This is a genomic window from Mesorhizobium sp. CU3, assembly GCF_006442965.1.
Taxonomy (GTDB): domain Bacteria; phylum Pseudomonadota; class Alphaproteobacteria; order Rhizobiales; family Rhizobiaceae; genus Mesorhizobium.
On the sequence record NZ_VFWX01000008.1, the window covers coordinates 154,546 to 177,033 of the forward strand.

Consider the following 22,488-nt stretch of genomic DNA (forward strand, 5'->3'; position numbering starts at 1 on the left):
TTATCTTCCCAATGTCAGCAATGCGCCTCATGCGCCAGAAAACTCAATTTTGGGATTGCCGGAACGGGACGTTTCGAATGCCAACGCGTGTGGCTGCATAGGTCTCCGCATCGGCGTCCGCAGTCGAACTAAATTCGACCGCGTTTTGTCCGGGCTATGGAATGAGCCTTCGCAAGCACTGGACTAAGACGCTCGTCGCGTTCAATAAGAACGTCAAACACTGCCGCAAGATTGCCGAGGGATTCCGCGTCATCAATCAAGAAACAGGATCGAGCTGCGTACTCCCCGATAGCAGTGTAGTACTTTCGAGTGTTGCCGTGAATTGCGCTAGATGTTGCGATGATAGCGAACAGGTCAGTGGCCATATCCGGAGTGGCGTGCATCAGGACGAAACATCGCTGTACGACAACCTCGGCAATCGACTCAGAGCGGGCGGCTAGAGCAAAATGCGCTGCAACTTGGAGATACGGCAATTCTCCTTTGGCATCAGTAACCGGCTCCTCGCTATTTGAACTGAATATGCGCAGGACGTTTCCGACGGCACGTTCCGAGGGCGCGAGTGCAAACGCCATCGCCGCAAGGCCCTGCGCTTCTGCAGGGTTTGCGGCTCGGGCAAGTTGCTCTTCGATTTCGGCCACAACCTCGTGCCAAACAACTCTCGGCTGGGCTTCGCCGAAATCGTCAAACGGTCCCGGAAACATCGCTGCCAACGGGTTTGTGGATTCGCTAAGTTGCCCAATAGCAGACTGGATTATGGCGACCCAAGGGGCAGGTCGGTGTTCCGGGGGGAGCATGTCGAGGCCTTTCCCAACCCGGCCGACGAGTTCAGCGAAGATGTGATCGGGGCTGATCCAGACAGGATCCCAACGCATCGCTTCTCGTCGGTCCACAACACCATGCCAGATGTAGAATGGATAAAAATGATTGATCGACCAGCGCAAGAAACCGCTGCTATCAGGCAGTCTGCTAAGCCCATCTGTGAGTACGCCAGCATGGGTGAGCGCCGCTAGTCTGGCCTGATAAACGGGTGCGCCGGCAGCTTGGGCTGCTTGACGAAACCCAATGGTCGCCACAACGGCGCATGCCGTGAAGACTTCGCACCGCCGGTGGTTCACATCTTTGTTGCCAAAGAGCCTTTCCAAGAACGAAGTCCCCAGATCAGAATAGGCCAGATCGTTTTGAAGAAGATGCCTGCAGAGCTCGAACCCGAACAGGAGACTGAACGGGTCTTCGGCGATAAGAAGCGGCGAAACGTCGGCTGGCTTCAGAGCTGCCAGCAGGTCGAATGGAATTAGCGGCTCCCACAAAGCGCTGAAAGCGATGCGGCGTAGGGCCCGGGCTGGATTCCGCTCGAAAAGCGACTCGCGAGCGCGTTTCAACTCACCGCAGATGAAGCTTGGCAAATCAGTCGAATCGCCCAGAGGTGCCAAAAGCCGCCCATAATATTCAGGCGAGTTCGGCATCATGCTCTCTGAACTCAGATCATGTGGCTTTCCCAATTCAAAAGAAAATGCCTCAGGTGTCTCACCCAAGGTTGTCATCAAGTCGTCATATTCGCGGTCGGTGAAGGCACGTCCCGCGACATCACGCCATTTGTTCTCTTCTCCGGCCAACAACGGCTTGGCTCTAAAAACTCGGTCCAAACCCTTCAAACGTATTTTTCTTTCCGCGCTTAGCAGATCGGCATTGGTGAAGGCAAAGCCCTTCTTGTCCAGGACGAATGTCGCGCTGCCGTCTTTTTGCGTCCCAAGTTTAACGCGAGCACTGCGCCCATCCTTCAGGGCAAGGATCGCCGTTTTGCGCCCGGCGATTGCTCCGCGCAATGCTCCGTGAAGGCTGACAGCTTCGACGGATTGGTCGCCGCCAAGCGGATACCAAAATTGCGGCTTAATACCAAGTTTTTTGCAGAAAGCCTCATCCAGAAAAAGCTTCATCCGGTCGAGAGAGGGCAATGGATTGAGGAGGAGTGCCGTTAGCACTTCCCGGTCACGCTCAGACTTATCCTCGTTAACCTCCCATAACTGCGCCACATAGGATTTGAGGAAATCCAAAGCAGCGTTCCAAGTTTCGGGATTCGTCTTTCTAAATGGTGCAATAACGTTTGCATCTAGCCATTCAAAGTAACGGCGCCTGCGATCCTTCTTGGCGCTGGTGAAAACCATAAGAATGGCAATCTGGTTTGCCGCCTGCTGTTGTGCCGCGGCCCACGTAGCCTCATTGTTAAATTCTACACACCAGCCGCGAGGATCGGGATTGATCGATCGAAGCCAATTCGCATTGGCTTCAGCGACACCGTAGTCCTTGGTCTCCATCCAAGTTCGACGAATGGCTTGATAGATGGCGAAGCGAACACCGGCGAGCCAATGCTCCTCTTGGGCAACAAAGGCATCATTTATTTGAGGCAGTGCTACGCTTTCGCGAATTGCCCTGAGTTCCGGTGTTTCCCGAGCCGTTCCATTGCTTCTCGGTGCAGCCTCCAACCAAAATATGAGCTCGTCTGCTTCCAGCGCCACGGCATAAAAGCCGCCGATCCGCAGTTTGTGGCGCTTCGCCCAATATGAAGTCTCCTCGATTTGGCCCGACTTTCGAAGTGCCGTCAAAATATCAAGCGTGTTTGCACATGGAACAGTACGTCCAGCTTTATCTGACCACTTTGCTAACTTGTTCAGGCTACGATCATCAACGATTGCTACATCGCAACCTGCTAAGTCGGACAGTAGATCAAGGGTGGGTGAGAAGTCCCCAGGATCCTCCCCTTTTTCGTCCGCACTTTCGGCGGAGGATTGCCTCGAAGAAAACACTACACGACCGGACTGAATACCCGCAGCAAGCGCGCCACGTATGTGCTCAATCGCGCCTAACAGTTCACCTGTGTGTTCGCTGTATCTGAGGGTCTGCTGGATCTGATCGCTTACATCCTCGTGGATAAAGACATTGCCGACAAAGCCCGTAAGGGCATCGAGCAGACCAAGGTAATCCAGATAGGTGACGGTCAAGTCATCGAGGTAAAGCCTGGTGCTTAAGTTGATGGTAGGCGCGGCAGTCCAACGTTTGTCGACATGATTCAGATATGCCTCGGCCGATCGTCGCGTACCCTCTTCAATCTTTCCTTCGGCTGACAGCAGCGCAAGAACCGCGTGCGTATCAGTCAAAACGGCCGCGTAGCGACTCATATCGGCTGTTTCGTCAAGATAGGACCCGAGCTTGATCACGGGGGCGCTGCGAACCACCAGTCCTCCATCAGTCGCAGCAGTATCCAGCAGAGTGGCCATTTCCTCGCCGATCTCTTTGTTGGCAGCCGTACGCTGGCTATCCCTACGAACCACAACTTTCAGTCGGCCAGCAGCAATCAAGGCTTGAATGCGTCGAGCCTTCGCAACCCTCGACGGCTGTTGCACTCTTATGAACTGACGCTCCGCGAACAGAAGCGTGAGTGTGCGCGGTGAGATTGTCACTCGCCCGAAGTGGTTGAGCGCCTCATCGAGAAGCCCAAGATATTCCAGCGTTATCAATGCGGTGATGTCGAAAGCCGCCGTTTCTCCGACGTTGAGTTCCACACCGGGTTTTGCGCCGGAAAACGCGAATACCGGAAAGCTCAGCCGACTATCTTGGGTGTCAAGGTTGCGGCTAGCCTGGCCGAGCGTGAGATCTAGCAATCGACGCCGCACGGCCTGCGCGGCCATAAATGCGGGCACTTCTGCATGCCGAAACGCTCTATCGACTTTCTCAGTGCGCTCGCGCCAGCCTGAAGTGTGGTCGATCAATTCACGAAGCGAGACTGCCTGAACCGGTCCGGTGGGTCCAGACAGAGCGACCGCCTTCTGAAACCATTCATGCGCCTGCGAGCCGTGGTCCTCCTCACCGCGTTCTGTGGCCAGCATGTATGCCATTAGATGTACACTGGGATCGTCCGGAGCCTTGAGGAGTGCTGCATCACGGAACTGATTGACGTAGGGGCTGCCAATTTCAAATCCTAGCCGTGCGAGACGCGTGCAGTCGTTTGCTGACAACGCATCAACGCGAGCAACTTCATGCGCTAGAATGCCCTGCAAATATCCCCAGTCGCCGGTCTCAATTGCCGTGTTTATGGCCAACTCTCGGTCGTTGTTGTCGCTCCTCGACGCGAACAGCTTGCGGGCAATATCCCGCGCTTCCACAACCCGTCCTAAGCGGTAAAGCGCCCAACCCCTGATCGATTCATACTCAAGATCGAGCTTGGTTAAATCCGGCAAATCGTTCGCTAAATCTATCAGATCTGCATCGCGGTGGGCGTGGTATAGCGATTTGATCGCTGTGTCGAAATCCCCTCGTGTGCGCGTGGCGCGCGCAAGTGCTGGCGAGTAGGTTGCTAGAAGAGCGACGTCACCTCTTACCCGCAATCCTCCGACCAGTACTCGAAGCTCCGACAGGCCCCCGGATACTTCGTAACGTCGTCGGTGAGTATCCAACTCATCATCTCTCTCAATGGCCGCAATCTGCTCCTCAAGATCCTTGACCTGTTCGTCATTGAGGTATGTTCCCTCATATTGCCTAAGAAGGCCACGTGCATCATCGATGCGGCCGGCGCGCGCCGTCGCTTCGATCTCGATCGCAGCGAGATGAACCGGCGCCAGCTCGGATTGCGCGAACAAGTCATCGCGATGTGCCTCAAAGAATTCGGCGATGTTCCTTGGGGAACCGCTTTGGAAGGCGATGAGAAAGGCTGCAAATCGTTCGTCCGCATTCCATCCGCCAATTTCCTTCCGCTGGACAAGGTTTCGTTGCAGCGCAGTCGCGTCAAATGGTATGTCGTAGGCAAGGGCTAGGCGAACGCGGCGCAGAGTTAGTTCCGGGTCCGCAATTTCTACAGCCAGTTGCTCACGTGCCGAAGCATGTTCATCGACAATCTCAAGTCGTAGCCATAACGCGAATTCCATCAGATAATCGTCTAGGTACGTCACTCCAAGGTCTTTAGTCTGCGCAAGGAGCGCCTGAATGTCGGAGAGTGCTGCTTTTGCTATGTCATCTGCTCGCGGGCCGCTTGCGAACTGCAATTGTCGCGGGTTGATCGGTAGCCCTTGAAAAAGCGCAGCCTTTTGATCTTGGGGTAGGATCGATGCCAGTCTGAGTTGGGCTCTAAGTAACAGCAGCGCCGCGATCTCGTCGAAGTATGCTGATGGAATTTGGAGCACGAAGGCCAGTGCCGCATCGTAGTCGGCGCTTTCGACCATCCTGAGCACAAGATTGAGGGCGCTCGGCGGGGTGAAATCCTCGGCGCCAAGGTTTTCGGTCCGAGCCCACATCAAGGCTGCTTGTGGACCTTTGTGCCGCATCAGGACCGAGAAGAGAGCCGATCGGGCCTCAATATCATTACGAGATTTAAGATGACGCAGAGCGCCGTTGGGGTCTCTGTTCGCTTCCTTCAGCAACGCATCGACTACTAAGAGGTCGCGCGACGGATCGGCTGCTGCCGCACGATTGCGAAACTCAATGGCGATTAGCTGCGTCTCGGGTACGGCGTTGGCGCGCGCAGCCCGTTCAAAAACTTCCGCTTTGATTAACTGGCTACCGGAAGCCAAGTCGCCGCCTGCAGCTCGGGCCGCCAACGATGCAAGTTCTTCCGGTGTGTCCGAAAGGGCAAACCCACGTCTGCGTAGTGCTTTCGCCAACTCTTCGCGCAGTTCGCGGTCGGCAATCCTTTGCGGCAATTGGGCCGAGAACTCTGTACGCTCTTTGTCAAGCTTGCTGGCAAGGGCAACGAAGTCATCTTTGGTGGGCTGCCTCAACTGCCCTTCAATCAGCGCATCCAGTTTTCGGTCTTGTACGGCAATGGTAGGACTGAAGCCCGGATCGAAGGCGTGCTTGGCGGCCTGGTGCTGATTAATCTTCTCCTCAAGGGTGTCCCAGCCCCAAACCTCTATTTGGATTCTCCGGCCTGCGGCTGCCTGCTCTTGCATCAGAGTGGCGGCGCGTTGCAGAAGTTTGGTATCGTTTTTGGATGTGGTGACGATGAAATATTCCTGAAGAGGCGGCCTGAAGGCCAAAGCCTGCTTCACCTCGTGATCCACCTCTTTCTTGGTAAGTTTGCTGATACCGGTCTTGAGTTTGCATTGGACGCCAACCAGCCAGTTAGGATCGCCATCACGATGTCCCTTAATATCGACGCCGTTCTGTCGTTGGCCCCGCGTCCCGACGCGGCTCACATTAGGGTCGTTAAGCAATTCCTTAAACAGAACAACACAGTTCTTCTCGAACTCTGTTTCATCGGTCGGTTTCCTCACCTGAGTAGATTTATAGCCAGCCATGGGCCTTCGGCTCTCACTTTGGATGCAGCTCGGCGGCAAGCTGACCGCCCAATTCGTCCGCCGCTATCGCGGAATGGATCTGACTCAACTTACCTGAGTCCACCAAGAATTCCGTTGATTCTCAATCCATCGAATAGCGATGGATGGCGTCCTCCGCGGATACCAGGGCAAAGGACCTGTAACGAAAGGATATCAGCGCGGATTCATTGAGGCGAAACGCGTGTTCGAGCTGAATGCACGCCTTCGCGATGCGGGTGCCGAACGATACCTGACTGCATCCGGCCACGGCTGGTGCCAACGCGCCGGGCGGCTCAGTCCGGCTTGCCTGCTTCTACCCATTCGCGCATCGCGGTGACAACCTGAAATGTCGGATAAGCCTTAATATCGTCATCCGACGCACCGCGCGCTATCTCGCGTTCCCAATACCACTCTTGAAAAGTTAGATAGTCGCCTTGGATTTTAGCAGGACCAACTGGATCGGCACCTGCCTGCCGGATCAGCCAGCCTGCGACGATCCGAACCAACTTGATGAAGTCCGCCTCGTGCGTCTGAATGTCCCATCCCGAAATGTCGGAGAGGCTCTTCTGATAGTCGTACCTGGTCTCTTCGAGGATCAGGATTGTTTTTTCGGTCATCTGCCCTCCGCCAAATCGTGCGCATCCGTGATCTAGCCCCAGTTCGAAGGGCATATTGAGTCGCGCATACTCTCCGGCGGCGGCGGACTTGCATCGACTTAGATCATGGATGCCATATTTCGACCCTCGAATTAGCTCGACGATACGATCTAGCCGATTGGCGGCATTGTCAGGATTCTCCGGCGCGAGGCGCGGGAAAAAACCGAGATCGGTGATGCAGAAGGCTATTGCTTGGAGAAGCGGTGCAAAAGCCTCGTCAAAAGGACAGTTGACGAAAACCGACCGCTCGAACGGCGGCACCGTCATCCTTTCGGCGGATGTGGATCGTTGCCATAGGAGTTGCGTTCACGGATGCGTCCGTCCCGACCGTGAATGTACAGCTCCGTTCGCTGATTGCGAGCGATCTGAGTTGCCGCCGCAATAGCCTCCTGTTGCGTAGGATGAGTGCTTGAGGCGCGCGATGCGCCAGCTTTTTTAACACTCCACCCGCCAGCAGACGGAACGACGTGTTGACCTTTTCGAGACATTGTGAACCCTCGCTTCCCAAATCAATATATGCGCCGGAGGGCATTCCGGCTAGAGGATCTCGTTCGCAATGCGCGGACACCGACGGCGTTGACCCTCCGAAATAGGCCGCCTCGGAATTACCATTTCGGTGGCGTTACTCGGAGAGCGGACTGACAGCTTCCCGCCCCTTCTCAGTCATTGAAGTTGCCTCAGAGAGGAGCGCTCAACGGTGGCAGCAACGTACTACTCGACCGCCACTAGTCGCTGTTTTTTCGTGATCCACTGGTGTGCCAAGAGGCCGGATCCGTGACCCACCGATTTATGTCGGACTCCTTCCATCCCGCACCGTTTACGCTGATCTTGATCTGACCCGGGAACGTGCCTTCGGCGATCTTGCGGTACATCGTTGAACGGGACAAGCCGGTCCGCGCAAGGACGGTCCTAAGGCGAATAATACGATCCGCTTCAGCCATGGCTGCCTTGCCTTTCGCTGAGAACATTTGGCACCCGCTGGAACCAGACAGGACAACCGAAAGCTTGCGCGCAATCCAATTTGTCATCTCATCGAGCTGGGGCGTGGGAACGGCGGCAAATCGGAGGGTCTAGATTCCTATTCCACGCCCGCTGCCGATGCCGTGGCTGAACGCGAGTTCCGCGCCAAGGCGCCGACCAGAATCGCTATGGATGCCGAGTTCGCGCTTGCGGTTGGCGAGAAGCGATTCAAGCTGCGGATCGCGCTCGAGGCTCTTGGCCATGTCGGACATGGCGGAGCGCGTTGACTTGTAGCCCGACGTGTCGCCGGCCCGATATTGACGCTGGCTTGTCCGCTCGAGCTTTTGCCAGCGTTCCACGAAACGGTCCGCCTTACCGATTGGATCGGCGTCTAGTCCGATGCGAAGTTCGGTTTCGAGCTGGAGAGCGAGTACGATGCGGTTGACGCGGCCGGCCGCCGCTTCGCGAACCAACTCGGGATTTTTGACGTAAGCCGCTTCGGCATCGTGCCAGCCATGAGGCCGAACTTTCTCAAAAGCTTTGCGCGCATCGCTTAATTCGCGCATCTGCTCGGGACTGCCCTGCCCATCCGCCTTCCCATTGCTGATAGCAGCGTCGAGTGCGCGTGCGTGGCGCACGAGGGCCTTGGTGCGTGCACTGCGCAACGCCGCGTCCGGGTCCATCGGCGCATTCATTTTGAGCTGCATGTCCCTTGAGGAAGCTTCTCTACCAGGCGCGGCGCCGGCATCGCCGTTTTGCGCTCCAACGTCGTCCCTTCCCGGCTTGGGCCTATCGCCTCGGCCGGGCTCGGCATCTGCGGACGAGCGCAACCCGTCGAGCAACCCGCCGATCCGGTCGCGCAATTTCTCCGGAACTATCCGGCGCACGATCTCGACCACACGCTTGCGGAAGGTGATCCCGCGCCGCTCGGCATAACTCTGAGCTGGATCGGCTTGCTCGTAATCCGACGCCATGTCTTTCGCGCGGTCGCGTGACAGGGTGCTGACCAGCAGGTCGCGGTTCGCGAAGTCGTCCCTGCCGTAGTGCAGCTCCATCCCCTCTCGATGCCGCGACAGAGCCACATAGCTGCCGTGCGCATCCATGCCCGGCGTCGCCAAGACATGGGTCCGGTCAACGGTCATGCCTTGAGCTTTGTGGATGGTCGCGGCATAGCCGTGGTCTATGTGGGAGTAGTCTTTCAGGTCAAAGCGCACAGACTTGCCGTCATCGGTGCGCACCGTCATCCTCTGGATGCTGACCTCTTCGATCATGCCGAGCGTGCCGTTCTTGACGCCGAGCGACCGCTCGTTGCGCAGGAACATGACGCGATCTCCGCTGGCGAAGGTTCTCGCACCGCGCTCGATATTCACTTGAACATCGTCTCCGATATCTCCAGCAGCACGCATACGCTCGCGCGCCGCCTGGTTGAGTGCGCGCACCTCGTCGTTTGTGTGGGCGAGAATGATCCGGTTCGCATCAGGTTTTGCCTGCCTGTCGCGATCCCAGCGCGCGACAAGACCGCTGCGCGCCTCGTCGCGCGTCGCAGCCTGATGCACCATGCCTTGCGCTTCATAGGCGCCGATCGCAGCGCCGATCCTGCCGCTTGCAAGATCGCGCGTGGCGTCCCGCTGCCAGTCCTCGCGCTGCCGGCGCACTTGACCGATTTCGACGCCGCCATGACGCTCATGGATCGAACGGAATGCAGCCCCGGCTTCGATCGCCTGCAGTTGCTGCGGATCGCCAACCAGCACGACCTTTGCGCCAGCGTCCGCGGCATGGGAGAGCACGCGCTCCAACTGGCGCGTGCCGACCATGCCGGCTTCATCGATCACCAGGACATCGCGCGCGGTAAGCAGATGGCGGCCCTGTCCCCAGCTATGTTCCATGCTGGCGATAGTTCGAGCCGAGATGCCAGAACCACTTTGAAGATTCTCGGCAGCAATGCCGGAGAGTGCCGCGCCTCGAACCTCATAGCCTGCTGCCGCCCAAGCCTGGCGCGCGACACCCAGCATGGCGCTCTTGCCGGTGCCGGCAAAACCAACGACGACACCAAGACCTCCGCCGTCGGTGATGTGATCCAGCGCGTCGGTCTGCTCGGCCGACAGGACAAGACCGCGTTGCGCCGCGTGCGCCAGGGCCGCTTCGCGATTTGCGTCACTCACCGGATGACGTTCCTCCCCAGCCAAGCGTTCCGCCGCACGATGCAAGCTCTGTTCGGTCTCAATCATTTGGCCAGTGGTGAAGCGATCTTCGCCTCGCCCATCCTTGCCGAGTTCGACTAGATCGGGCGCGTTGCTGATGGCTGCCATGACCGTATTGAACTGCTCGATTCCGTCGCTGTGCCGATGCGCGAACTTCGCAATGTCCTTTCGGGTGAAGGTCGATTGCTGGTGCGTTATGGCGTCGAGCGCCACGGATGGACCGGCGATGATGCGCTCGCCATTGTTGCGCGCGATCTCGCGATGCAGTTCGGCGCGATCGGCTTCGATGTCGACGGAGTCAGAAGCGCCGCCCTCGATGCGTTGGGCTGGTGCACCAATCTGGGTTTGCGGCTCCAACGCAATGCCCTGCGCTTCCAGGCTGCGATGATCGATGCGGGCGTCGATGTCGAGTTCGGCCAAGCGCTCATTGGCAAGCTCGCCCCATCGCTCGCGCCAACGCTCGACCATCTGGGTAGCGTTCCAGTCGCGCACCTTTGCGCCAAAAACGTTCTCATCGACCGAGCGCATAGTGAGCATGACATGGGCATGCGGTTTTGGACTGCCATCCTCCGCCCTGTCCCAATGCACGTTGAGATCGGCGACCATGCCCTGGCTGACAAACTCGGCCTGCACGAAGTCGCGTGCTAACTCGATGCCTTGCGCCTGGTTCAGTTCACGCGGCAGGGCAAACTCCATCTCGCGGGCAAGCTGCGCGTCCTTGCGCATCTCGAAGGCTTCGACATCGTTCCACAGCCGCTCGCGGTCGCTCCAGGCTTCGGGTGCATTCTCCGGCAGCATCACCTCGGAATGGACGACGCCGCGCTTGGCCGAGAAGTCATGCGTGCGTTCGATACGCTCGTCGCGCAGCCGCGACGCCGAGCGGTAGGCGGCCGAAGCCACAGCACTTGAGCCGGCCTTGCGGCCAATGACCTTGACGTGAAGATGATAGATCGCCATCGCGACCAAATCATTTGCACGTCAAAGCGCACGTCGGCACGACGTATAAGCGCGCCCTCCCTCGAAAAATTCTCGGGATGGACCAGCCCGTCCCGGGCTGTCCCTGCAACCCTGAAGCCTTCCGGCAGGCGCTCCCCTATCATAGCCCGCATCGACAATCGATGGAGACAGCCATGCGTAAACCACGCGACTTCGACGCCGAGCTGAAGGCGCTGGAAGACAAGGCGCGCGAGCTCAAAACGCGAAAGGTCCAGCAGCTTGGCGAACTGGTGATCGCCACCGGCGCCGATCAACTCAATACCGATGAACTGGCCGGCGCGTTGGTCGCACTCGCCGAAACGAAAGACACCGCAAAGCGTGAGGCATGGGCCAAGCGTGGAGCGATGTTTTTCGAAAGCGGGTCCCGGCGATCTGCTCCGGCACCTCAGCGCAACGTTCGCAGCACTGCAGGGCAACCGAGCAGCATACAATCGTCAGCGGGCGGCCCTGGCTCGCAGTGACATGCGCACCTGGCAGGTCGAGCGTCGCAAACGCACCCGGCATTTGATCGAACTCGGAGGTCTCGTCCTCAAGGCAGGCGTCGTCGAACTTACCAATGACGATCGCGCCATCATCTACGGCGCGCTGGTGTGGATCGCCACCAAGCTGAAGAGCCATGAGAGCGAGCGTGCGCGGGACCTGTGGGCCGCCAAAGGAAAGGAGGCGTTCGATGCGGAACGACATGAGGGCCATAAGCGCCAGCGAACATAACGGTGGTTTGCGATCGGCGGCGATGCATATAGCCGTCCATTTGATCACACCAGGCCAACAACCACGTCAGTGTGAAAGTCGGTGAGCGAACCTATCGACAAGAATCAAATCCGCTCTCTGCCACTCCGCGAAGCTCTCAAAATTATTGCAAATCTCATCCAACCACGGCGACCCCACAACCGCGGCCCCTGCATCATCTCCGAAGCCTAGGCCGAAGGCGTAGTACTACCGCTTCCGTATTTCCGGGGTCATAGCATGGTTTGCACGACTGCGCGTGGCGATCGTCGTCCACAATCTGGCAATCGGCTGTTGATGCCTACTTCCTTTGGCCGTGAACAGAATTGCATTAGAGATCGCTTGTATTTCGAACGCTCCGCGAACGAAATGAGCACCGTCCCTGCATGGCCAAGGCCGACAACACTTGCACTCGATCCTTCCGCCAACTACGAACACTGTACGTAGAAACGGGAGTTCTAAAAATTGCCGGAAGAGAAACACGATCACGCTGAGATAATCAGCCTCACTGCGGACATCGTGTCCGCCTATGTAGGCAATAACCCCCTCCCCGCAGCCGGCCTGCCAGATCTGATCGCTTCAATTCATTCGTCCCTTGCCGGTATCAGGCAACCGGCAGAGCCCTCGGTGCCAAAGCAGGAGCCCGCGGTCAATCCGAAGCGATCGGTATTCCCCGACTACATCATCTGTCTCGAGGACGGGAAAAAGTTCAAATCGCTGAGGCGACATCTCGACGTGCATTTCAGCCTGACGCCCGAAGAGTATCGCGAGAAGTGGGGATTGGCGCGCGATTATCCGATGGTCGCGCCTAACTATGCTGCGACGCGGTCGCGGTTGGCCAAGGCAAGCGGGCTGGGACGTAAGGCGGCAGACCTCACGAAGGAGGCGGCCTCGAAACGGAAAACCGAAACTTGAAGCTGACGCGGGAGAGCGAGATCCCGCCTTCGTCGATGATATGATCGCGGCAGGCTGCGACATCTGCGCTGTCGGCGATGTTGGACTAGGTGGCGGCTGCGGCGGATGAGCTCAAACGCATAGGCGAAGATTTTTGACGATCGTGATTTCTTGCTCCCACAGATCGTCGCATACCTTCGATAAATCCGTCGCTATCTAGATCCCGAGTCCCCCAGCTGCCACTGATCTGAGAATCCGCGATGGCACTAGTAGTTGGCTCTTGCCCCGCTAATCCGCCGATACTCATTAGGGTGTATCAGGTAGGGCGTCGCCCCTGCATCTTATGCGGGCATCCCAGGATATCTTCGCGCGGGTGTATGGTTGCTACCTAGCCGGCCCTCCACAGAGAACCCTGCCGGTGAGGCCCGGTTTCTGGCGTCCCCCGCTGGGCCGGGCCGCTCCTGAGTGCGATCAAAACGTGGCGATCGGTTCCATTGGACGCGTTGTGACCTTGGCTCCTTTTGAGCGGGTTCGCGCTAGAGGCCCTTGTCTTTCAGCCGATACCATCCTCTACCCGCGCGGGTTTCAAGGGAGGCCCAATAAGGAGTCGGCAGCAGTCACCCACGCAAAATGGCCAACCTCTAAATTAGTCTGGTCGTTGAGCTTCTGAAAGCGCTCCGACCGCCTGATCTTCATGGAAGCGGATCATTATCCGGTCGCAGATCTGTCAGGCGCTTTTTCGTCCATTTCTCCGACGCACTCGATCATGCGAAAGCGAGAGAGGCCGCTTGCTCGGACGCCTCGCCTCGCGGGTAAAGACATCCGGATATGTCACTATGTCGTGACTGGGTTGGAGCCCATGTGAGCGGCATCATGGGCATCCACCACGACAACATGCCGGCGCTGCACGACGCGTATTCGCAGATGCTCGCCGAGCATGAAATTGCAAAGATCGACGCGGCGGAACAGTTCTGCATCGGCATCGCCGTATCTAAAGCCGCCAGCATCAGCCCGCATCATATGAGGATCGGGGACTACAATACACGCGGAAAGAAAGCATTCGCCGGGCCGCGCGTGTTGCAATTCTTCAAAGACAATGGAAGCGCGCCGATCACCGACCAGATCAAACGAGCAGGCCGGTATCGACTGTGGCGGACGCCGTTGGAAATCTGGCGCCAGAAGATGGTCAATCACCTGCGTTAGATCGTCATGGCCCGCCACAGCCCCAATCCCCCGGCTCTCTTTTTGTGACGAGTTGCCGCTGCACGCGTCCTGGCCGGCCGCTGTCACGAAAAATGGCTCGATCAAAACAGCATATGCTTGGCGAGCGAAATCGACAGCATCGCGATCAGAGCCGCCGACACCATGATTATGATCTTGTTTCTGTCGCTCATCGCAATCCCTTCACAACCTTGATACAATAGCGCGGTGGCCGCATACATGGCTATGCATTGCCATTGGCGCCTTTAAGGATCATGGTTGCAGTTCCTGAGGCCGGGTGCCACCGTCCTTGGGGTCCCCCAGGGCCCGGCGGCTTGTCATCCCCCGAAGAAGAGAGTTGCCGGGCCACCCTTTGCCACACGGAACCTCACCAGGGTGCATGTGGGGTTTCCGGCTCTCATCGCTACCGTCTCGCTGCGCTTGCCAGCGTCCTAGGGCGAGACGCCCCTTTTGCGCCCCATTCTTGAAACCTTATGGCGAGGACCACGTTAGAAATCTGCTCAGCGCTTTGGGAGGAGTGCCATGGACAGGATGGGAAATCGCGGCAATGGCTTTGAGGCGTTCATGGCCTTCATGATCAGCCTTGCGGCGATAGCTGCCGGCGCATCCTTCTACCTCACCGGAATGAATTAAGGCCCCGTCTCGGCTAACGAATCCCGGCGTACTCACTAAACCTACCGTGTAGGGCGTTGCCCATGCAAATTATGCGGGCATCCCCGGTAGTACTCGCGCGGGTATATCGTCGCTGTTTAGCCGGCGATCCACAGAGAACCCCTCCCGGTCAGGCCCGGTTTCTGGCGCCTCACGCTCTGTCGGGGCGCCCGTGAGCCCCTATGCCCACCGTCCCATTCACGGCAACGGTGGGCGCCCGTGGTGAAGGGCATAGCCAGGGATGGTGCGGCCACCCCAGCTATGTAGGGCTACCCTGCAAGTTCCGCGCCGTCCCAATCTGATACAAAATCAGTTTCTCAACATCCGGCCGGAGCCGCCAACACTCATGGCACTTGCCCACTAAAGGCCGCGCCCTACGTCAAATGACATCGCTGACTGGGACGTCGGCGGATGGAGTGACAGATATCGCTCCCGTCTAGTTCAAGCGCCGGGGATATGCATTGGCGGAAAGCGCTGTTCTGGTCGTTGAAGACGAGACGATGATTTTGTTGGACCTTGAATCAGCGCTTGAAGAAGCCGGTTTTCAGGTAGTTGGCGTTGGAACCGCGAAGGAAGCAATTGCCGCGTTCGATGCCGAACCAGACAAGTTTAAGGCCCTACTCTCCGACATTCGCCTAGGGCCGGGGTTGTCGGGTTGGGAGGTGGCGCGCCACGTGCGGCAAGCGAACTCCACGATGCCGGTAGTTTATGTGAGCGGCGATAGTGCTGGCCAGTGGGGCGCGGAAGGCGTTCCGAACAGCATCATGATCACCAAGCCATTCTTCTTGCCGCAAGTCATTACAGCGATATCGACATTGTTGAACCAGATTGACCCGGCTTAAGACGACCGTCGCCGGACCTTGGTCGCATTCCCAATCGGCTTATCGAAGCGCAATCAAATTTTGCAAAGACTGTCCAAGAGGCTTAGCTATGGACATACGGGATTCGAGACCCCTTGACGACGAAAATCGTCAAACCCATATCGCCCGCTGAGCCAAAGACCATTGCGGGTTCCGGCTCTTCTAACACTCAATTGTTCGTTCGATTTGGAGGATCTGATGAACGACCGGATGTTCGACAGCCCTGTTTTCGTAAAGAGCGGAAGCAGCCTTATTGAAGAAATCGCATGCGTCGACGACGCCCTCGAATTTCTCTACGAATGGCCGAGACACAGACGCGGCCCGATCTACGATACGGCGCTGCGGGCCTGCCAAAGGGCATTCGACAGCGACTACCCGCGAAGCTCCGCGAGGGAGGCCTTCTGCGGTTTCGCGAAATCAGCCAAGATACTTGAAGAACTGAGCGCCCCGCCGCCATGGATGACGAGCGTCGGCGGCCGCGGCGGGCTAGCCGCTTGAAGTCTCGCGATGGAGGTCGCGATGCTTTCTAAGCCGTTCGAAAAACCGATCCGGGTTTGGGTTGGAATGGGCTTTCCCCGTCAGATCAACACCGTGGTTGACGCGTATCAGTTCGCCAGCGATTGGTGCGGCAACAGCCCCGAGCAGAAAGCTGCAATCCGCGCATGCAAGGCGGCGCTGGTTGGAGACATCGATGCGGAGACGGCCAGGGGGATTTTCGCCGCCTTTGCCCGGAAGAAGGACATCCTTATCGAGGATGGAGATATGCCGCCACCCAATTGGAAGGCGCGGCCCTCGCACGTCTAAAGCCAGCGAGGCGGCGGTCAACGCCGCCTCAATCTTCTCCCAGAGCCATTCACTAATTGAGCAATTCAATGTCACATGAACTCGCGATAAAACCGCCCTCCCTCCATACCAATGCGGCCCGCTACGATAACGATTGCCAAGATGCATTGGCTGCTCAAATCGAGAATCTGCTGGATCAGGCCGAGGCCGCCGGGTGGGATAGGAGGCGCGCCGCTTCGGCGCTGATGTATCTTGCCGCCAAAAGGCTAAACAGTTCTGAGCGTTAGAGCACCTGAATGTTGCAGCCTAGGGCGAGCAATATTGGGGCGGAACGACGCGCGCGCGGCAGATTACTCAGCCGCGTCGCCCGGTTGGTGAGTGATCGCTGCAAGTACGGCCCGGGATGGATGAAGATGGCGGCTTCTGCGTCTCACGTCTCACGGCTTGTTCTACCTACTGCTCTTGGCGACGCCGATTTTGGGGCTTCTTGCCGTTTACGTTGGGGACCCTTGGGGTGATATCCACTCGCTCGCCAAGCCAGCGTTCATCGTGCTCATAGCTGTCCACGCGATAGCAGCAGTCTTATCACCAGTTTTGGTTGAAAGACGCTACTTTGACCCGAACGATGTCACCGGTTGAATGCCAAAAAGCCCGTCGCCACCTCCCCTAGAGGCGAAGACGGGCCGGCGAATGGCTACACCCCTGAAGGATGGACTATGCGCCTAGCTTTCTCTTCGGACGGGTGACGCAGTTCCGTCAATAGACCGATCGAGTGACATGACCGCAGGGCTGCGCACTCAAATGTTATGCCGGCTATATTCAGTTTATGCTAAAATACCGTCTCAAACTGCTACCTCTTGTCGGAGGGGAAGTTGGATCGATCAGCCAGAATCGAAAACTTGCAGTTCGCCGCAAGCATGCTTCGGCAGATACGCCGCCAGATAAACTCGGAAGGCGAAGAGTTGCTGACCTATCTTGTCGATATGGCCTATTTGGAAGCGCTGGAACGGACGCGATCAATCCAGAGCGGAGGCAATGAAATCGACTATTCATTCGAGCGAACAATTCCGCCAGACTAACAGCCGGATTCGGCCTGGCTAAAGGATTGGGAACGTTGGGTTTCGGGTAATAAAAACCCGCCGGCCGAAGCCGAGGAGCGCTACTACGCCATGCTGAATGAATAAGCCATGGCCGCGTTACTCAAACGAAACGGCCTCCGGAAAACCCGGCGCGGTTCACCGCCTGGTCGAAACCAATTTCAATCGACGAAGTCGCGTTGCCTAGGTGTTCGATCGTCCCCCTTTACGCAGTGCCTTCAAAAGCGCGTATACTTGTCTGCCCCATCAGGAACAACTTCAGCGGTTCCGCGAAGTAAAAAGCGACCAGCGTCGCCTGCGCGGTCAGCAGGAGCGGTGAGCGGTGTGGAGCGAGGCATTTTTCAAAACCCGCCCCAGGAGGCCGGCTCCAGGAACCATGTCGACACCAGCAGAACGGCGATGATCGCGCCGATAGCTAGAAGAGTAATCTTGGCGAAGTCAGTCATGCGACTGAGCTAGGCCCATATGCCGGCAGAGCAATTCACATGATCGTTATTAGCCCGCCGTCGCAGTTTCTTCCGACGGCGCGCGGGCAAATGAGGTTAGCGCCCTTGAGAGAGAACCGTCCGCTTGGTTCTCAATTGAGGCAGGCAGGACAGTTCCGTCGACTGCGCGGGCAAGGTTCCTCCGGGCGTCTTGTACAACGTAGGGCCCATTCACGCATATGCCGGATTAGTGTGGTGAAAGCTGCGCCAACATTGCGACGGACCACCTACGATATGAAGGTCTCACAACAAAACTAGGCGAACCGCGACATCAAGGAGCATGAGAGGAGCGCCTAGCTGCGATTGACAACAGCACAGCCGAGCCCAGCAGCGCGGCGATCAGCGAGCCCGCAAGAATGCCGACCTTCACCGCGTCCTGGAGCGCCGCGTCACTGGCGAAGGCAAGCAGGCCGATGAACAGGCTCATGGTGAAGCCGATGCCGCACAAGAGCGAAATGCCCAGCATGTGCAGCCAGCCGGCATTGACCGGCAGGTCGGCGAGGCCGAGGCGGATGGCCAGAGCCGAGGAGCCGAAGACGCCGACCAGTTTGCCGAGCACCAGGCCGGCGGCGACGCCCAGGGTCAGCGGCTCGACCAGGGCGGCGAAGCTCAGGCGGCCGAGCGAGACCCCGGCATTGGCGAAACCGAAGATCGGGATGACGATGAAGGGGACGAGCTTGTGCAGGCCGTGCTCCAGCCGGTGCAGCGGCGAATGTTCGGCGTCGTGGCTTGTCCCCGGCGTGCGCTCCAGCGGGATGGTCAGCGCAAGCGCTACGCCGGCAAGCGTGGCATGCACGCCCGATTTCAGCACCAGCACCCAAAGCACGACGCCCAGAACGAGGTACGGGACGAGGTTCATCACCCGCATGCGGTTGAGCACGATCAGCACGGCGATGACGGCGAAGGCCGCCGCCAGATAGGCGAGCGACAGGCCGGTCGTATAGAACAGCGCGATGATGATGACGGCGCCGAGATCGTCGATGATGGCCAAGGCGGTGAGGAAGACTTTTAGCGACGCCGGCACGCGGTTGCCGAGCAGCGACAGGACGCCGAGCGCGAAGGCGATGTCGGTGGCGGTGGGGATCGCCCAACCGGAGAGTGCTGCGGGATTGTTGCGGTTGATGGCAACATAGATCAGCGCCGGAAAAATCATGCCGCCGGCGGCGGCGATGCCGGGCAGCACGCGGCGCGGCCAGGTGGAGAGCTGGCCGTCCAGCACCTCGCGCTTGATCTCCAGCCCGACCAGCAGGAAGAACACCGCCATCAGCCCGTCATTGATCCAGTGCGAGACGCTGAGCGGCCCGAGATAGGCGTGCAGCACGGCGAAATAGGTGCCGGCCAGCGGCGAATTGGCGACGATCAGCGCAAGTGCGGCCGCCACCATCAGGATGATGCCGCCGGCCGCCTCGCCGTCGAGGAATTCGCGAAGAATGGACTTGAGCCTGGGCATTGCCGCGCTCCCTATGAAAAACGGTTCTATCGTTCTCCGTAGTCGGACCGGGGTCCGGGCGCACGCAGCACACGCCGAGCCAATCACATAATCATGCCGCTTCACAAAACAAGCCGCCTCAACCCGGTCTCGGAGCCGACTAGAAGGTTCGTTTCTGCGCCGAGGTGACCGCCTCGGCACCGCAGCGATCACATGATTGCGACTGACTGGAATAGTTTGCTGCCCAGGTTGGTATACGCAGCAACGAGGTGAAGTTTTGTCTGCACTCACCATCTTGGAGAATTTCCGGGCGCTCAAACACAGCGTCTCACGCACGACAGTGCGGCAGAGGAGCATGGGCGTTCGAGCATCGGCGGCGGCGTGGTCGCGGCCGAGAATTCTTCCGATCGGCCCCGGCCTTCCTTTGTCTCGTCTCTTCGACTGGGTCACCCCTGCCCAGAGGGCCTCATCATGTCGACCCGACCGACCGATGTCGTCTGGAAAACGCAAATCAACCTGAGAACAAAAAGCGCACCTGACAAAGGAGGAAGCAATGGCAGCTGATCAAACATTTTCGCAACGCTTCGACGAGTACCAGCCCTCCAAGACATTATGGTTTTGGTCGGTGGCAGGCGCCGTGGTGCTAACGATGATCGTCGGCTTCACGGCCGGCGGCTGGACAACTTCGGGCACCGCGGCGGAAATGGCCAAGACATCCGCCATCAAGGCCAAGGCTGAGCTCGCGGCCAATCTGTGCGTCGAGAAGTTCATCACAGCGTCGAACGCCAGCGATAACCTCGCCAAGCTGAAGGGAACGTCTTCCTACCAGAGAGACAGCTTCATCAGCGATGGCGGGTGGGTGAAACTGGCCGGCATGAAGAAGGACGTGCCGGGTGCCGCGGATTTATGCGCGGATAAATTGTCAGCGATGGACACGATTCCGGCGAACAGCGTGGCCCAGGAGAACACCAAGAGCTGATGGATTGAGGCTCGCTTGGCGAGGCGAGTCTTTCGCCGAGCTATTCATGATGGAGGCGCAGCGATGTTTGAAGCATGGTTTTCAAGGCCGGTTGCGGTGGCAACCGGCATATCTGGCGATATCAAGAATCTCTCCAACGCCAATCAAGCGGTCGAATTGCTGACCAAGCACTGGCGCAGCGCCGGAAGTCAGAAGCATCAGGCCGCGTTGCGTGCCTGCCGCCAGGCCATGAATGGCGGCATTGGAGCTGACGTCGCCCGGGACGCATTGGTCGACGCGGCCCGAGAGGCCCACATGCTCGTAGAATAGGACTGCTTCAATCGAACACCCCTATCCTCGGAGACAGGTGAACGACCGTGGCAAAGTCCTCTCGTCCACAGGCACTTCTAACCGCCTCAGTCTCACGCGGAGCGATGCCTCTCACCATGCTCGAGAGTGCATGCCCATGAAATCCGGAGCCGCGATCGGCTTCCTCGCTGCCCGCAGAACGGTCAAACGTCGACCGTATACTGTCTTCGCCCGTGCCGCTCTCACAGCTTTATTGCTCGCGACGCCCGCAACGACCATGGGGCTGCGCGCAGAGGTCGGACCCCTTCCTCTGCCTCGCTTTGTCTCGCTGAAAGCGTCCGCCGCAAATCTGCGGGTTGGGCCGGGCGCCAGCTACGATATCGAATGGATCTTTGTGCGGCCGGGGATCCCCCTCGAAATCTACCAGCAATATGGCAATTGGCGTCGGGTGAGGGATTGGGAGGGAACCAGCGGATGGATCCATGGGTCACTCCTATCTGGGAAGAGGACCGGCATCGTCGCGCCTTGGAACAAGAACAATGTTGCGCTGCGCACGGGACCGACGATGGATAGCTCCATAACCGCCTGGCTTGCCCCTCGCGTCGAAGTCAAACTGAAGCGATGCGATGGGCAATGGTGCGCGGCGGCGGCGGGCTCAACCAACGGCTTCATCAAGCAAATCCGCTTGTGGGGCGTATATCCCGGCGAAGTGTTGTAGGCGATGGCGCAATTCAAAATGGCCAACCGAACCGTGCTGATTTCCGGTGGAGGGATTGCGGGACCTACACTTGCCTTTTGGCTCAAGGCCGGCGGGTTCCAGCCGACCTTGATCGAACAGGCGCCGCGTCTGCGAACCGGAGGTTACGCTATCGATTTCTGGGGACTTGGCTATTGGATCGCCGAGAAGATGGGCCTCGAGGCAGACATCAATCACGTTGGATACCATGTCAGCGAGATGTGCATCGTCAACGACAGCGGAAAGCGCGTCGCAGGCTTTGGCACGGACGTCTTTGGCGAGTTGACCAACAACCGCTATGTGACGCTCGGGCGAAGCGACCTGTCACGCCTGCTCTTCGAAAAAATCAAAGACACGACTGAGGTCCTTTTAGACAATGAGATCATCGACCTCGACCAACAGGCCGACGGCGTGCGCGTTCGACTGAAGGATGGAGGCGAGCGCGCGTTTGATCTGGTGATCGGTGCCGACGGTTTGCATTCGGGCGTTCGGCGCCTGGCGTTCGGGCCTCAGGATCAGTTCGAGAAGAAGCTCGGCTACGCGGTCGCGGCATTCGAGGTCGAAGGCTATAGGCCACGCGACGAGGACATGTATCTGATGTACGGGCAGCCGGGACGGATGCTCGGCCGCTTCACCATGCATCACAACCGCACGCTTTTCCTGTTCGTCTTCGCTGTCGACCGTGACCGTTTGCCAACCGCGCTGCTCCAGCAGAAGGGAATGCTGCGGGAAAAATACGGCGATGGAAGGTGGGAATGTCCTCGCATCCTGGAGGAGTTGGATCGTGCCAGGGAACTCTATTTCGACAGCGTCAGCCAGATCGTGATGAACAGCTGGTCGCACGGTCGCGTTGCCCTTGTCGGTGATGCCGCATTTTGCGTTTCCCTTCTGGCAGGACAAGGTTCAGCCCTGGCGATGATTTCCGCCTACGTGCTGGCCGGCGAGCTTTTGAACGCTGGCGGATGGCATCAGGAGGCCTTCGTGCGTTACGAGGCTTTCCTGCGGGACTACATCCGGACAAAGCAGCAAGGCGCAAAGCGGTTCGCGACCGCATTAGCACCCAGGACACAACTGGGGCTGCTGTTCCGCAACCTGGTTACAAATGCATTCGCGGTACCTGGGCTGGCGCGTCTGGCGATCGGGAAGGAAATTACCGATGCAATACAGCTACCCGATTATCGGTGGCCATTCCTTTCGACCTGACGATCACGCAGCCAAACCAGC

General features: G+C 58.3%; 19 protein-coding genes. 13 read left to right on the top strand and 6 right to left on the bottom strand.

Features of this window, described 5'->3' with window-relative positions; all coding sequences use genetic code 11:
- Nucleotides 1-128: 128 nt before the first annotated feature.
- From FJ988_RS14425 to traA, 5 genes are all read right to left on the bottom strand, one after another.
- Nucleotides 129-6,284 (bottom strand): hypothetical protein, encoded by a 6,156-nt coding sequence (locus FJ988_RS14425; protein ID WP_140818745.1) that lies wholly within the window; start codon nucleotides 6,282-6,284, stop codon nucleotides 129-131.
- A 311-nt stretch (nucleotides 6,285-6,595) separates the two neighbouring features.
- A complete protein-coding gene (locus FJ988_RS31175) occupies nucleotides 6,596-7,225 on the bottom strand; it encodes a hypothetical protein (RefSeq protein ID WP_246688541.1) in 630 nt (209 codons plus the stop codon).
- Nucleotides 7,222-7,446, bottom strand: a complete 225-nt coding sequence (locus FJ988_RS14435; RefSeq protein WP_140818747.1) for a DUF2188 domain-containing protein — start codon at nucleotides 7,444-7,446, stop codon at nucleotides 7,222-7,224. The genes FJ988_RS31175 and FJ988_RS14435 overlap by 4 nt, the downstream gene beginning before the upstream one ends.
- Nucleotides 7,447-7,683: 237 nt before the next feature.
- Nucleotides 7,684-7,899, bottom strand: a complete 216-nt coding sequence (locus tag FJ988_RS14440; RefSeq protein ID WP_140818749.1) for an AlpA family transcriptional regulator — start codon at nucleotides 7,897-7,899, stop codon at nucleotides 7,684-7,686.
- Nucleotides 7,900-8,028: 129 nt separating this feature from the next.
- A complete protein-coding gene (gene traA, locus FJ988_RS14445; protein ID WP_140818751.1) occupies nucleotides 8,029-11,076 on the bottom strand; it encodes a Ti-type conjugative transfer relaxase TraA in 3,048 nt (1,015 codons plus the stop codon).
- Nucleotides 11,077-11,249: 173 nt separating this feature from the next.
- On the opposite strand from traA, the gene FJ988_RS14450 reads away from it, so the two are divergent.
- From FJ988_RS14450 to FJ988_RS14495, 9 genes are all read left to right on the top strand, one after another.
- Complete coding sequence (locus FJ988_RS14450; RefSeq protein WP_210242762.1) at nucleotides 11,250-11,576, top strand: conjugal transfer protein TraD; 327 nt, start codon at nucleotides 11,250-11,252, stop codon at nucleotides 11,574-11,576.
- Between the two features lies 1 nt (nucleotide 11,577).
- Entirely contained in the window at nucleotides 11,578-11,826 is a 249-nt protein-coding gene (locus FJ988_RS14455) for a conjugal transfer protein TraD (protein ID WP_140818755.1), read from the top strand.
- A gap of 480 nt (nucleotides 11,827-12,306) precedes the next feature.
- The gene (locus tag FJ988_RS14460) at nucleotides 12,307-12,756 is read left to right on the top strand and encodes a MucR family transcriptional regulator (protein ID WP_140818757.1); all 450 of its coding nucleotides are present in this window, start codon (nucleotides 12,307-12,309) and stop codon (nucleotides 12,754-12,756) included.
- 840 nt (nucleotides 12,757-13,596) lie between these two features.
- A complete protein-coding gene (locus tag FJ988_RS14465) occupies nucleotides 13,597-13,938 on the top strand; it encodes a hypothetical protein (protein WP_140818759.1) in 342 nt (113 codons plus the stop codon).
- Between the two features lie 1,130 nt (nucleotides 13,939-15,068).
- The gene (locus tag FJ988_RS14470; protein ID WP_140818761.1) at nucleotides 15,069-15,449 is read left to right on the top strand and encodes a response regulator transcription factor; all 381 of its coding nucleotides are present in this window, start codon (nucleotides 15,069-15,071) and stop codon (nucleotides 15,447-15,449) included.
- Between the two features lie 216 nt (nucleotides 15,450-15,665).
- Nucleotides 15,666-15,965, top strand: a complete 300-nt coding sequence (locus FJ988_RS14475) for a DUF982 domain-containing protein (RefSeq protein WP_140818763.1) — start codon at nucleotides 15,666-15,668, stop codon at nucleotides 15,963-15,965.
- Nucleotides 15,966-15,986: 21 nt separating this feature from the next.
- Nucleotides 15,987-16,271 carry a DUF982 domain-containing protein gene (locus FJ988_RS14480; protein ID WP_140818971.1) on the top strand — a complete coding sequence of 95 codons (285 nt, stop codon included), beginning with the start codon at nucleotides 15,987-15,989 and terminating at the stop codon, nucleotides 16,269-16,271.
- A 68-nt stretch (nucleotides 16,272-16,339) separates the two neighbouring features.
- The gene (locus FJ988_RS14485) at nucleotides 16,340-16,537 is read left to right on the top strand and encodes a hypothetical protein (protein WP_246688542.1); all 198 of its coding nucleotides are present in this window, start codon (nucleotides 16,340-16,342) and stop codon (nucleotides 16,535-16,537) included.
- A gap of 585 nt (nucleotides 16,538-17,122) precedes the next feature.
- On the top strand, nucleotides 17,123-17,329 hold the full coding sequence (locus FJ988_RS14495) for a hypothetical protein (RefSeq protein WP_246688543.1): 207 nt from the start codon (nucleotides 17,123-17,125) through the stop codon (nucleotides 17,327-17,329).
- Between the two features lie 774 nt (nucleotides 17,330-18,103).
- Here FJ988_RS14495 and nhaA read toward each other — a convergent pair.
- Complete coding sequence (gene nhaA, locus FJ988_RS14500) at nucleotides 18,104-19,282, bottom strand: Na+/H+ antiporter NhaA (RefSeq protein WP_140818765.1); 1,179 nt, start codon at nucleotides 19,280-19,282, stop codon at nucleotides 18,104-18,106.
- Nucleotides 19,283-19,814: 532 nt separating this feature from the next.
- Here nhaA and FJ988_RS14505 point away from each other — a divergent pair.
- From FJ988_RS14505 to FJ988_RS14520, 4 genes are all read left to right on the top strand, one after another.
- Nucleotides 19,815-20,240, top strand: a complete 426-nt coding sequence (locus FJ988_RS14505) for a hypothetical protein (protein WP_140818767.1) — start codon at nucleotides 19,815-19,817, stop codon at nucleotides 20,238-20,240.
- 63 nt (nucleotides 20,241-20,303) lie between these two features.
- Nucleotides 20,304-20,549 (top strand): DUF982 domain-containing protein, encoded by a 246-nt coding sequence (locus FJ988_RS14510; protein ID WP_140818769.1) that lies wholly within the window; start codon nucleotides 20,304-20,306, stop codon nucleotides 20,547-20,549.
- 130 nt (nucleotides 20,550-20,679) lie between these two features.
- Nucleotides 20,680-21,246 (top strand): SH3 domain-containing protein, encoded by a 567-nt coding sequence (locus tag FJ988_RS14515; RefSeq protein ID WP_246688544.1) that lies wholly within the window; start codon nucleotides 20,680-20,682, stop codon nucleotides 21,244-21,246.
- A 3-nt stretch (nucleotides 21,247-21,249) separates the two neighbouring features.
- The gene (locus FJ988_RS14520) at nucleotides 21,250-22,467 is read left to right on the top strand and encodes an FAD-binding domain (protein WP_140818771.1); all 1,218 of its coding nucleotides are present in this window, start codon (nucleotides 21,250-21,252) and stop codon (nucleotides 22,465-22,467) included.
- Nucleotides 22,468-22,488: the final 21 nt, after the last annotated feature.

Excerpts from the sequence above, each read along its gene's own strand:
- FJ988_RS14425 (WP_140818745.1), bottom strand. The coding sequence starts at position 6,284 with ATGGCTGGCTATAAATCTACTCAGGTGAGGAAACCGACCGATGAAACA.
- FJ988_RS31175 (WP_246688541.1), bottom strand. The coding sequence starts at position 7,225 with ATGACGGTGCCGCCGTTCGAGCGGTCGGTTTTCGTCAACTGTCCTTTT.
- FJ988_RS14435 (WP_140818747.1), bottom strand. The coding sequence starts at position 7,446 with ATGTCTCGAAAAGGTCAACACGTCGTTCCGTCTGCTGGCGGGTGGAGT.
- FJ988_RS14440 (WP_140818749.1), bottom strand. The coding sequence starts at position 7,899 with ATGGCTGAAGCGGATCGTATTATTCGCCTTAGGACCGTCCTTGCGCGG.
- traA (WP_140818751.1), bottom strand. The coding sequence starts at position 11,076 with ATGGCGATCTATCATCTTCACGTCAAGGTCATTGGCCGCAAGGCCGGC.
- FJ988_RS14450 (WP_210242762.1), top strand. The coding sequence starts at position 11,250 with ATGCGTAAACCACGCGACTTCGACGCCGAGCTGAAGGCGCTGGAAGAC.
- FJ988_RS14455 (WP_140818755.1), top strand. The coding sequence starts at position 11,578 with ATGCGCACCTGGCAGGTCGAGCGTCGCAAACGCACCCGGCATTTGATC.
- FJ988_RS14475 (WP_140818763.1), top strand. The coding sequence starts at position 15,666 with ATGAACGACCGGATGTTCGACAGCCCTGTTTTCGTAAAGAGCGGAAGC.
- FJ988_RS14480 (WP_140818971.1), top strand. The coding sequence starts at position 15,987 with ATGCTTTCTAAGCCGTTCGAAAAACCGATCCGGGTTTGGGTTGGAATG.
- FJ988_RS14485 (WP_246688542.1), top strand. The coding sequence starts at position 16,340 with ATGTCACATGAACTCGCGATAAAACCGCCCTCCCTCCATACCAATGCG.
- nhaA (WP_140818765.1), bottom strand. The coding sequence starts at position 19,282 with ATGCCCAGGCTCAAGTCCATTCTTCGCGAATTCCTCGACGGCGAGGCG.
- FJ988_RS14505 (WP_140818767.1), top strand. The coding sequence starts at position 19,815 with ATGGCAGCTGATCAAACATTTTCGCAACGCTTCGACGAGTACCAGCCC.
- FJ988_RS14510 (WP_140818769.1), top strand. The coding sequence starts at position 20,304 with ATGTTTGAAGCATGGTTTTCAAGGCCGGTTGCGGTGGCAACCGGCATA.
- FJ988_RS14515 (WP_246688544.1), top strand. The coding sequence starts at position 20,680 with ATGCCCATGAAATCCGGAGCCGCGATCGGCTTCCTCGCTGCCCGCAGA.
- FJ988_RS14520 (WP_140818771.1), top strand. The coding sequence starts at position 21,250 with ATGGCGCAATTCAAAATGGCCAACCGAACCGTGCTGATTTCCGGTGGA.